General features: G+C 64.5%; 1 protein-coding gene. It reads left to right on the forward strand.

What is annotated here, in order from left to right:
* The coding region (locus tag AC1D00_RS43335) for an AMP-binding protein (RefSeq protein WP_477014955.1) at positions 1-808 on the forward strand (808 nt) is incomplete at its 5' end.
* Positions 809-860 lie beyond the last annotated feature (52 nt).

Here is an 860-nt window from a genome sequence, read left to right on the forward strand (position 1 = left end):
CTACAAGATCGACACCATCTTCATGGTGCCGACCATGTTCATCCGCCTGATGAAGCTGCCGGAGGCGGTGCGCAAGAAGTACGACGTCTCCTCGCTGCGTCATATCATCCACGCGGCAGCGCCTTGCCCGGCCGATGTCAAGCGCGCCATGATCGAGTGGTGGGGGCCGGTGATCTACGAATTCTACGGCTCGACCGAATCCAGCGCCGTGACCTTCGCGACCTCGGAGGATGCGTTGAGCAAGCCCGGCACGGTCGGCAAGATCTCGCCCGGCGCCGAGCTGCGCTTCATCGGCGAGGACGGCCGCGTGCTGGGCGTGGGCGAGATCGGCGAGATCTATTCCCGCATGGCGGAGATGGCCGACTTCACCTACCACAACAAGCCGGAGAAGCGCGCCGAGATCGACCGCGACGGCTTCATCACCTCCGGCGACGTCGGCTATATCGACGAAGACGGCTACGTCTTCATCTGCGATCGCAAGCGCGACATGGTGATCTCGGGCGGCGTCAACATCTATCCGGCCGAGATCGAATCCGTGCTGCACGCCGTGCCCGGCGTGCATGATTGCGCGGTGTTCGGCATCCCCGACGCGGAGTTCGGCGAGGCATTGATGGCGGTGGTCGAGCCGCAGGCCGGCGTCACGCTCGATGCCGCCGATGTCCGCGCGCGGCTGAAGACCTCGCTCGCCGACTACAAGGTGCCCAAGCACATCGAGATCCGCACCGGGCTGCCGCGCGAAGACTCCGGCAAGATCTTCAAGCGCCGCCTGCGCGATCCCTATTGGGAGCAGGCGGGCCGGAAGATCTGACAGTTCGTAGCCCGGGTGAGCGAAGCGATACCCGGGAAGGTGAGAGTAAAGT

It is taken from the genome of Bradyrhizobium sp. P2_E8 (assembly GCF_056403875.1).